The following is a 10,915-nucleotide window of genomic DNA, read 5'->3' on the forward strand; positions in this document are numbered from 1 at the left end:
ACTGGATGCAGTATTTACTCATTAAAAAATTTCTCGAAGTCATGACGGAAAAACAGACACTGGTCGTCAGTTCCGGGCATCCGGTCGGCCTTTTCCCATCGCATGAAATGGCGCCGCGGGTGATTTCGACGAATGGGCTTTTAGTCGGTGAATGGGACAATCCGAACGATTTCCGCAAACTGGCCGCACTCGGCGTCTCGAATTACGGCCAGATGACGGCGGGCGGCTGGATGTACATCGGACCGCAGGGAATCGTTCATGGAACATATATAACATTGCTCAATGCCGGTCGGAAATATCTCGGAATCCCGGAAGACAAGGATTTGGCAGGCATTTATTACGTTACTTCCGGACTCGGCGGCATGTCCGGCGCGCAAGCCAAAGCCATCGAAATTGCCGGCGGAATCGGCGTCATCGCCGAAGTCGATTACAGCCGCATCAAAACCCGCCACGAACAAGGCTGGGTCAAATTAGCTTCTGATAATCTCGCCGAGATCGTCCATTGGATGAACGAATACCGCGCCAAGCGTCAGCCAATTTCTATCGCTTATCACGGCAACATCGTCGATTTGCTCGAATACCTCGATTCCCAAAATATTGCCATTGATTTACTCTCCGACCAAACCTCCTGTCACGCGGTTTACGATGGTGGTTATACTCCGACAGGTGTGAATTTCGAAGAAGGTCGTGCCCTGCTGAAGTCGGCTCCCGATAAATTTCGCGGAAGGGTGGACGAATCTCTGCGGCGGCATTTCCACGTTATCCAGCGGCTGACCGCTAAGGGCGCAAGATTCTGGGATTACGGAAATTCGTTCATGGCGTCGGTTTTCGACGCCGGTGAAAAATCTATCGCCAAAAACGGACATGATACGTCGGATGGTTTCGTTTTCCCGTCATACGTTGAAGACATTATGGGACCGCTTTGCTTCGACCGCGGCTTCGGTCCGTTCCGCTGGGTTTGCCTGAGCCGCAAAGACGAGGATTTGCATAAAACCGATCAGGCGGCAATGGTTTGCATTGACCCAACGCTCAGCTCTCTGCATCGAGACAATCATCATTGGATCGCCACCGCCGAACAAAATAATCTTGTCGTCGGAACGAAATGCCGCATCCTTTACAATGACGAAGAGGGGCGCATCAAAATTGCTCTGAAATTCAACGAAATGGTACGCAAGGGCGAGATCGGACCGGTTTTGCTTGGCCGCGATCACCACGATGTCTCCGGCACGGATTCGCCTTACCGCGAGACTGCCAATATTTACGACGGCAGTCGCTTCACCGCCGACATGGCAACGCAATGTTTCGCCGGGAATGTCGCCCGCGGTATGACGCTCGTCGTCCTATCGAATGGCGGCGGCGTCGGCATCGGTCGCGCAATCAACGGCGGTTTTGGATTATTACTGGGCGGTAGTGAAAAAACCGACAATATTATCAAAAGCGCTCTGTCGTGGGATGTAATGGGCGGCATCGCCCGGCGCAGTTGGGCGCGCAATCCGAATGCCTTTAAAACCGCTGAAAAATGGAATCTTGACCACATCGGAGAAGGACAGATCGCTCTGCCGTTTGAGGCGGAAGAAGGATTGGTGGAAAAAATCGTGGAAAATGTTTGCCTCGAAAATGCATTTCAAATTAAAATATGATGAAAATCATCGAAACTAAGGATAAATAGTATCGATTAAAAAATATCAAGCAACAATATTCTGCATTAAAGATCCGAGATAAGATCATTGAAGGAGTATAAGCGATGAATACAAACAATGAAAAAACTGAAACAAAACGTGGTTTATTACTTGGTGCACGAATTCGGTTTTCGCCCGCTGGAGCAAATGTACGTGAGAGGGCAATAATTCGAATTATTGAGCAAAATCTTGCATGTCTTGATGAGAATCGTAGTCTCAGTATCAAAGAACTTTGTAATTTCATGTGTTTTACCGATCAACCCGCGATCCTAAGAGATGCGGATGTTAGAGAAGGTATTCGTATTCTTCATGATAATAATCGACTTAATGAGTCCAAAGTAGATGATCAAACAGTCTTTTCATTATCAAAGACCGCTCGAGATGAAGTATCTCATTTGGAAAACGAGTGCCAGCGTCGAAACACTTCCATAATAAAAGATTTATTCGGGAAATTAGAAGGCACTTCATCTTCTTATACACTAGCTTTCTTCGATTTACTCGCCAGTATTTTTTCTAAACTGACTGACATGTACGTACAATCTATAACCATGGGAGGGAAAGCGACTACTTTCGCTGATGATCGAATACTTGATTCAACAATAAGTCAAATTTTTAACAATCACACTGTACAGAATAAGACTGGTTTCACTTATGGCGTCAAACGCTTCTTTCGTGAGTCGAAGCCAGAATTCGATGAACTTAAATGGAATATGGCGCAAAATTATTACGTCGCTAAAGCTCTTGGTAGTGACAAAAGTGCCGATTTACTTTCTATTAATGTTTTAAAAGGAGGCAACCTTTACTGTGATACGAATGTTCTCATTGCAGCCTTGGTGCCTGAGTGTCGTCATCATAGCAGTTTCCAAGTACTTCTAAGGTCATGCGAAGTAATGGGAATGTCTCTCCGGGCTGCATATATAACTATACAAGAGCTAAGGTCGGTTATTTACTCGTATGGTGAACTTCTCATTAAAGTTGCTGACAAAATCCCTCGCGAAACCAGTTTAAAAGTAAGAAATTTTCTATTTGAATCCTACTTGGCCGAAAAAGATCGTGATCCCGAAATTACAGTTGATTCATTTTTGTCACAATTCGAGCACATGGTGGATCGACTTGAGGCCGACTTAAAAATATCCATTGTTGACAACCAAATGTTTGATGCCATAGCTCGAGATGCAGCTACTAAGACTCTTAGTTATGAACTGGTTTCTCAATATGAAATATCACGCGGTCGAAAAAAAGGAGAAAACGCTGCAATTCACGACGCCGAGCTGATAATATTTGTAAGAAAAGAAAATGAAGCAAACAGAAAATCTTGGATTATCACGTTGGATACATCTCTTGCAACATGGCAAGAAAAACGCGAAAATGAAATTTGTAAGTTATTAACACTTGATGCTCTTCTGCAGTGGCTGGCTCCGAGCGCCTCAGGTACTGAAGATGAAGATCACCTTGCAAAGATATTTTCCGAATCATTACGATATAAAATGCTACCTCGGGATGTCTTCTTTGATCTTCGTGACTTTCAAATATTTGCAGAGATGGGAATTGAGACAGGACAACTTCCATCAGACGATGTAGAGGCCTGCATAAGAGAAATTCGTAAGGTTAGCGTGAATCTTGATCCATCAAAACCAGCCGATCGTGAGAAGATGAATCTAATAATCCAGCGCTATTTCGCAGATCCTGGCACAAAGTACCAGCACACGATTCATGAATTACAGGCTAATTCTGATACCTTAAATAAAGAACTGGATCAAGAGAAACGTCTACGGATTGATGCAGAAATAAAATTTAATGACCTTGCAATAAAAAGCGAGGAAATGTCCAAACAGATCGAAACAGAAAAATCTGCTCTTTCTAGTGCAATGTCACGCATCAAAAACCTCGAAGATTCAAAGTTCGAACAAGAAAAAACTGACAAACATAAACAACTAGTCACATCAGTAATTCGGAGGTCGCTTTTTGCTTTGATGTTACTGATAATTCTCGAACTCATAATAGGTTATTTTGCCTGGCGCTATGGTGAGGGTGAAAACTTATTCCTAAAACTTACAAATGCATGGGTGTGGTTGTGTCTTGGATTTGCTTGCATTGCGGTAATTTATAGGTTTATTTTAATGGGTAGAGATCGAATGCGTTTATTAAAATGGTGGAAGGGAGAAACCGACTAGATGAGTAAATTTCATGCCATATATTGTCTTTATAAATGACTTGCAAAATAAATTAGAGCGCAAATGAAAAGGGGCATTAACCTTCGGACTTGCCCTAGGTATAGCCCCATATCGTGATGAGTAATTTTAACACAAGTTTTAACAATTGTCAATAGGAAATATTGATTGAAAATGAGTTCATGAAAAATTTACATTTTACAAGGAAAACTTTTAACATTAAAATCTTGAGATTCGCATGAACAAACGCGTCGTCGTCGCGATGAGTGGCGGAGTGGATTCATCGGTTGCCGCCTGCCTACTGGCTGAAAAAGGATTCGACGTCATCGGTCTGACCATGCGCATCGGGTTGCCCGATCTGGAAAACGGATCTCACGTAGGTATTGGAGAACAGATCATCGCCGACGCCAAACGTGTTGCCGATAAACTCGGAATACCGCATCTCGTACTGGATTTGGGCAAGCAGTTCCATGAGCGCGTGATTGCCAATTTTATCAACGAATATCTCGCCGGAAGAACGCCGAATCCGTGCGTGCGATGCAACGAATTCCTGAAATTCGGCGATCTGCTCCAAAAAGCGCTTGCACTCAACGCCGATTATCTCGCAACCGGTCATTATGCGCGCAATGTTAGACGAAACGGCGTTTACTATCTTAAGAAAGCCATCGACCTAAAAAAAGACCAATCCTATTTCCTCTACCGCCTGTCGCAGGAAAAACTCCAGCGCATTCTATTTCCATTGGGCAATTTTACCAAAGAACAGGTACGTTTTATCGCCCGAAACCGCGAATTGCCTGTCGCTAAAAAACCGGAAAGCCAGGAAATTTGCTTTATATCCGGTTCGTACCGCGACTTTCTGGCGAGTCATTTAGAACATGAACTCGAGCCGGGAAATATCGTCGATGAAAATGGAAAATTCCTCGGCAGACACAAAGGAATCCCGTTTTACACGATCGGCCAGCGCGAAGGCTTGAACATCGCATGCGGTTACCCGGTGTTCGTACAGTCGCTCGATCCGAAGACTAACACGATCGTCGTCAGCCGCCGGGAAGGTTTAATGCGCACGACTTTCTCAGTCGCCGATGCGGTTTATCCTTCGGGCATATTGACCGGGCGAACGCTTTTGGATGTCCGGATTCGCCACCAGTCGCCCGCCTCAAGCGCATGGGTGACGCCGCTTTCAGAAACAACCGCGGAATTCGTGTTTAAAAAACCGCGCTTTGCCATCACGCCCGGACAATCGGCAGTTTTTTACAAGCGAGAAACCGTCGTAGGCGGCGGCGTCATTGATAAAGTTATCGAACAAGAAAAATGATACGAAACCATTTATTTAAAACAAAGATCAGCCCGCTTTTCACCGAAGACGCCGGAAATTGCTCTGAAAATATTTGGGGCGTTGCTAGTTTTGATCTGGGATAAATGAGGAGAAACAAAAAATGGCAAAGGTAAAAACGAGGTGTTTGCAGTGCGGAAGATATCTTACATCCAGAGAAAACTGTGATTTTCACGGCGTCTGCGAACGTTGTTTCGATGCCATGAGCCCGAACGAAAAGGTTGAACTCCAACTTGGCTGGACTCTGCGTCACGACGGGGCGGAAAACCAGACTATTGACGGACATTCGCTCATTTGTCCGCTCTGTGGACACAATCGGTTCTGGAAAAGGAAGACTGTTTTGATCACTCCAGCGGCGGCGGCATGGAATTTTCTATGGGCAAGTAAAAAAGCGGTCAATTACATTTGCGACCAATGTGGTTACATCTTTTCATTTTTACGAGAACCGACAAAACCCTAAACGAAGGGAGAAAAACATGAAAAGCATTTTAATCATTGCTTTCTTTTATTTCATCATTTCTTTGATTTCATCCCCAGGCGTTTCCACCGAAATGAAAGTCGTCAGCAAAGTCAATCTTCAGCGTTATCTTGGGAAGTGGTACGAAATCGCTACGATTCCTCAGCGTTTCCAGAAAGGATGCGTTTGCGTCGTTGCGGAATACACGCCTAAAGCAGATGGCACTATCATGGTTGACAACTCCTGTCACAAGAAGACGCCGGATGGTAAGTTCTCACGCGTCGTTGGCAAAGCCAAAGTCGTTCCGGGCGCCAACAATGCCAAACTGCGCGTCAGTTTTTTCCGTCCGTTTTGGGGCGATTACTGGATCGTCGAACTCGATCCGGATTATCAGTGGGCGGTTGTTAGCAATTCAAAAGGCTCGACCTGTTGGATTCTCTCACGAACACGCCAGATGGATGATGCGCTTTATGCTGATCTGGTGGAACGTTGCCGGACAAAAGGGATTGACGTCAGCCGATTATTGAAAACGTTGCAGGAATGCGGGCGCTGAAAAAGTATTCCCACTGCGTTAAATTATTTAACAAAGCTGAAATAGCACCTTGAGAATGTGGAAAATTGTATTTAAATGAAGGACTATTTTTCTACTGATAAAAGCTTTTTTATCAAGTACCCTGCTAGATAAACGGGAATGTAAATTCTCGTTCCGGATCGTTCTGTATTTCGGGCGCTGAAAATGAACGACCGTTCAGGATGATATCGTTCCTCAAAGACATTAAGGCTTTTTGATTGCGTCACATTTCCTGATTTTACTTCAACAGGAAACACTTTCTCATTCGCCTCCACGACGAATTCAATTTCTGCCGTGCGACCTTCCCAGCAAAACAAATCTTTCAAACCGGCGGATTTCAGTTCCTCTGCGACAAAATTCTCGACAATATACCCTTTATAATTTCCAAAGTCGTAGTTCAAAATCGTATTAGGTGAAATATTCGTCATCGCGTTCAGCAAACCCACATCAAAAAAATAGAGTTTAAACCGGTTTTGTTGCGCATAACCCATCAACGGTTTTTCAGCGCGTTCAATGATAGAGTTGCGAATGATGAGATTTGCTTTTTCGAGCCACGCGATCGGTGAAGATAACCGTTCATATCCGCGATGACCCGGCACGGCATCTTTAAACTGGAATTTATTAGCCGATCCATCCAGCGTCTGAGACAGTTGAAGCGGCACATTCCGCCACAGACGTTCGATTTGGAGCGCATTCATCTTTCCACTGTGTTTAGCAATATCGGATAGATAGGAATCAAGCAGGTTTTTCTGAATTTGTCTGACTTTCGAATACGCCTCGTATAGATTCGTCATATTAGTCCGAAATGTCTCGACAGCCGCCGGCATACCGCCGACAATCAGATATTGTTTCCATAATTCCCATAATTTTTCATGTGCGATTTCCAAAAGCGGCGTAGAAAAACTATACTCTCGTAAAAGATTAACCAATTGATCTTTCTCCAAACCAATCAGAAATTCCTCAAACGACATCGGATGTAAATCCAGAAAAGTGACTTTTCCAACGGGAAACGAATCCCGGTTCAAAGACACACCCAGCAAAGAACCGGCGGAGCAAATGGCCAAATGTGGTATTTTTTCGCAGAAATATTTCAGGCTGGTGAGTGCTTTAGGGCACCGCTGAATTTCATCGAAAACCAGTACATCTTTTTCAAAATCAATCTTACTTTCGATATAAAGTTGGAGTTCGTTCAGAATTCTCTGAGGATTAAGGTCAACTTCAAATAATCTTTCAAGTCGGGAATCTTCTTCAAAATTAACGTAATGGCAATGAGCGAACTCCGCCGCACCGAATTCCTTTAGAACATATGTTTTCCCAACCTGACGCGCGCCGCGAAGAAGAAGCGGCTTACGCTCCGGATCAGTTTTCCACGCTTTTAATGACCGGCTAATGCTTCTTTTCATAGGGGTAATATGAGCAAATTGTGTACTTTCTGCAAGGACTTTCTACATAAGATGTGTACTTTCTGCAAGGACTTTATATACAATCTGTGTACTTTTTGCAGGGACTTTGGAAATCTGGAAGTATAAAACCAGCATCTACCGGAGTGGTCAACGAGTTATGACTGCGATTTCTCCGGTTCCGGCGAATCGGTTTGGTTCATAAGGATTTCCACCGGTGTGAGATATTTTTTCTTATTGTTACATTCTTTACAGGCGGGGACGACATTGCTTTTAACGCTTTTCCCGCCGCGGACGATCGGAACGATGTGATCCATCGTCAGTTCTTCCGGTTGAAATTTCTGCCCGCAATAATAACAAATTCCCGCCGCGAGTTTCTGCTTCCACCAGCCGGATTTGCGCAATTCTTTAGCCTTTGCCTTCTCGCGGGCAATGTGTTTTTCGTCGCGCTCGATGTTAATCCAGTCGGTCATTGTTTCTTCTGCTCTAAAAACCATTCATATAATTCAGGATTGTCATACGTTGCCGTCCATGAATCATGTTCGGCTGACGGATAAACGGTGAATCGCACGTTTCCGCCGCAGGCTTTCAGCGCCGCAACCATCTCTTCAGATTTGTGAACAGAAACGATGCGGTCTTTCGCACCATGAAACGCCCAGACCGGGACGTCTTTAATCTTGTAAACTTCCAGCGGATTTCCTCCGCCGCAAATCGGAGCGATTGCCGCAAAACGCTCGGGATGTTCGATAGCCCACGCCCATGTCGCATAACCGCCCATGCTCAAACCGGTCAGATAAATTCGGTTCCGATCCACGCGAAATTTCGATACAATCTCGTCAAAAAGCGCATCCAACGTATCTTGCGACCACCAGCGATTCACCGGACATTGCGGCGATACAGTGATGAACGGAAAATCAGGCTTTTGTTTGACAATTTTTGGAATGCCATGCCGCTTCACGAGCGATAAATCGTTGCCGCGCTCACCGGCGCCATGTAAAAAGATGATCAGCGGAAATTGCGAATTGCTTTTCTGATATTTTTTAGGAAGAAATAGCAGATATTGACAGTGAATCGTCTTGCTGACCTTTTTCCGAAAAGTCTGCGGCGTTTGTCCCACTTTCGGCTGAGTCGTCAATCCTGTCATCGCATCAGAATTTAATGAATCCGAAAGTCAGTTTGTAACGAATTTCTTCTGGATAATTTTTCTAAGAGGCTTTCTTCTATCGTCCAAAACTGACTATATTTCGGCGTATGAAAAATGAGACGGAAATTCGGCAACCTTTTGTCTATCTCGCCCGCCCGGACGGATTTCTTCCTTTTTTAAAGACGATCGACGCGCAGATGGATTTGGCTAAATGGATCGATCAGATCGATCTACACGCAGAATTAACGCCAGACGATCGGCAAAAGATCGAACTCTTTGGCGATTCGACGTTTTGGTCCGGCATTTCCGATCCGAGTGATTTCCAGATGATTCTTGAAACGCTGAAATCTTACCGCCACTGGACGCGCGAAGTCTCCGCCAGTTTAAAATTCAATCTCCTCAAACAAGATAAAACCGGTCAGAAAATGCGCCGCGAATTGATGTCTCTTCTGCAACAATTTGCAGATCGTATTCATCCATGTGCTGTTTTCCGAAAAGTCACTGCTCGTCGAAGCAAGACCGGAATTTCTATTCTGGGTTTCGGACTGGAATTTATCAGCCGGCGTTTGCATCATTTTTTATCCGACGATCAGCCGTTTCCGCTGGTTTGCTACGTCGTTAGCATCGGACCGGAAATCGAGGAAGTCGTGCGCGATTTCTCAACCGGCGGCGATGTTTTTCAGACATATTTGCTGAACGGACTCGGTTCAGGAGCCGCCGATCTCGTCGCTTACAATCTCCAAAAATACATCGAACACCCAAACGGCAGTCGGCTGAAACGACTCAGTCCCGGTTTTCACGATTGGGCGCTCACCGATCAACTCGTCATTTTTCAACTGTTAAAACCGGAAAGTACCATCGGCGTTCGGCTGACGGACGCATGTCTGATGCATCCGCTTAAATCCACTTCTGGAATCATGCTCCCGCTGGACAAATTATCTGTCACGTCAAGCAATTTCACACATCATTTTTAGAGGATTTTTATGTCAATCAAAAAACAACTCGGAAAACAAATTCTCGTCATCGCAGAACCGCAAAACGCTATCGCAAAAACAGTTGAAGCCGCCAACAGTGCGCAACCATTTTTTCTCAACGTCGATTCACCAGAAATGGTTGTTGCGGCTCATCAGGCATTCACCGATTCCGGCGCAGACATCATCCTTACGAATACAGCCGGCGCGCTGAGACCGGTTTTTCAACAAATCGGCCGCGAAAATCTTATCGAAGCGGTCAACGTTCGCGGCGTAGAAATCACGCGGAAATGCGCCGGTGAAGCGCAATTCGTTGCGGGTCATGTCCAAACAATCGGCTTAAAAATCGAACCATTCGGAGAAATCGAATTTGACGAGGCCGTCCGGATTTATTCGGAGCAAATCCGATTTCTGGTGAGCGCAGGAATCGACCTGCTCGTCATCGATTCTTTGCACACCATTCAGGAAATGCGCGCGGCCACGATCGCGGCGAATTCGTTGAGAAATGCTATTCCGCTGGCGGTTTTTTCCAAATTCGACAGCGAAGGAAATACAGACGATAAAATGACCGTAGAATCCTTCGCTACAATTCTCGACGGTTTACAGGTCGATAGCATCGGAATTCTCCAAAATTCACCAACCAAATCCATTTTCCGGCGACTGATGAATGCGACCAATCGTCCGATCTCCATTCGATTTCTCCCGGAAATTGGCGATGAAATCGAAAAATCCGTAGCGGCTTTTACCGAACTCGGTGCGGCAATGGTCGGCGCAGAAATACCGGAACAGGTTCGTGCCGTCGCATCGGCGGTTCGCGGACGGGAAATCGTTCGGGCTCCCAAGCCGAATCTTCGGCTTCCGCTGAGAATCGCAAGCCGCTCGCGCGTCGTGTGCATCGGCGATGGATTGCCGTTCGTCAAAATCGGCGAACGAATCAATCCAACTGGTAGAAAAATGTTGGCGGCTGGAATTCGCGACGGCAATTTTGATTTATTGCTGAAAGACGCTATCGCGCAGGCAGAATCGGGAGCGGACGCGCTCGACGTCAATGTCGGCATCCCGATGATCGACGAACCGGCGACGATGAAATCTGTCGTTTCGGAAATCCAACGTACGGTTTCGATTCCGCTGGTTTTGGACAGCGCGGCGGCAAACGTCCTCGAATCCGGCCTCAAGGTTTATGCCGGAA

Annotated in this window: 9 protein-coding genes and 1 pseudogene (1 of these 10 only partly in view); 7 read left to right on the plus strand and 3 right to left on the minus strand. The window is 45.6% G+C overall.

Annotated elements, in window-relative coordinates; translation table 11 throughout:
* The 5 genes and pseudogenes from COT43_02475 to COT43_02495 all read left to right on the plus strand — a co-directional run.
* Positions 1-1,640: pseudogene (locus COT43_02475) on the plus strand (urocanate hydratase) (it extends 419 nt beyond the left edge of the window).
* A gap of 104 nt (positions 1,641-1,744) precedes the next feature.
* Complete coding sequence (locus COT43_02480) at positions 1,745-3,853, plus strand: hypothetical protein (GenBank protein PIS30083.1); 2,109 nt, start codon at positions 1,745-1,747, stop codon at positions 3,851-3,853.
* 235 nt (positions 3,854-4,088) lie between these two features.
* Complete coding sequence (locus COT43_02485) at positions 4,089-5,165, plus strand: tRNA 2-thiouridine(34) synthase MnmA (protein ID PIS30084.1); 1,077 nt, start codon at positions 4,089-4,091, stop codon at positions 5,163-5,165.
* A 121-nt stretch (positions 5,166-5,286) separates the two neighbouring features.
* Entirely contained in the window at positions 5,287-5,643 is a 357-nt protein-coding gene (locus COT43_02490; protein ID PIS30085.1) for a hypothetical protein, read from the plus strand.
* A 16-nt stretch (positions 5,644-5,659) separates the two neighbouring features.
* The gene (locus tag COT43_02495) at positions 5,660-6,193 is read left to right on the plus strand and encodes a hypothetical protein (GenBank protein PIS30086.1); all 534 of its coding nucleotides are present in this window, start codon (positions 5,660-5,662) and stop codon (positions 6,191-6,193) included.
* A gap of 83 nt (positions 6,194-6,276) precedes the next feature.
* On the opposite strand, the gene COT43_02500 is transcribed toward COT43_02495, so the two are convergent.
* From COT43_02500 to COT43_02510, 3 genes are all read right to left on the minus strand, one after another.
* Complete coding sequence (locus tag COT43_02500; protein PIS30087.1) at positions 6,277-7,614, minus strand: ATPase; 1,338 nt, start codon at positions 7,612-7,614, stop codon at positions 6,277-6,279.
* A 155-nt stretch (positions 7,615-7,769) separates the two neighbouring features.
* The gene (locus COT43_02505) at positions 7,770-8,084 is read right to left on the minus strand and encodes an HNH endonuclease (GenBank protein ID PIS30088.1); all 315 of its coding nucleotides are present in this window, start codon (positions 8,082-8,084) and stop codon (positions 7,770-7,772) included.
* Positions 8,081-8,755, minus strand: coding sequence for a phospholipase (locus COT43_02510; GenBank protein ID PIS30089.1), 675 nt, complete (start codon positions 8,753-8,755; stop codon positions 8,081-8,083). Before COT43_02510 ends, COT43_02505 begins: the two co-directional genes overlap by 4 nt.
* Positions 8,756-8,862: 107 nt before the next feature.
* Here COT43_02510 and COT43_02515 point away from each other — a divergent pair, with 107 nt between their 5' ends.
* Positions 8,863-9,729: a hypothetical protein gene (locus tag COT43_02515; GenBank protein ID PIS30090.1), complete on the plus strand. Its 867-nt coding sequence runs from the start codon at positions 8,863-8,865 to the stop codon at positions 9,727-9,729.
* A 9-nt stretch (positions 9,730-9,738) separates the two neighbouring features.
* On the plus strand, positions 9,739-10,915 hold a 1,177-nt coding region (locus tag COT43_02520; GenBank protein PIS30091.1), incomplete at its 3' end, for a hypothetical protein.

It is taken from the genome of Candidatus Marinimicrobia bacterium CG08_land_8_20_14_0_20_45_22 (assembly GCA_002774355.1).
Classification (GTDB): domain Bacteria; phylum Fidelibacterota; class UBA2242; order UBA2242; family UBA2242; genus 0-14-0-20-45-22.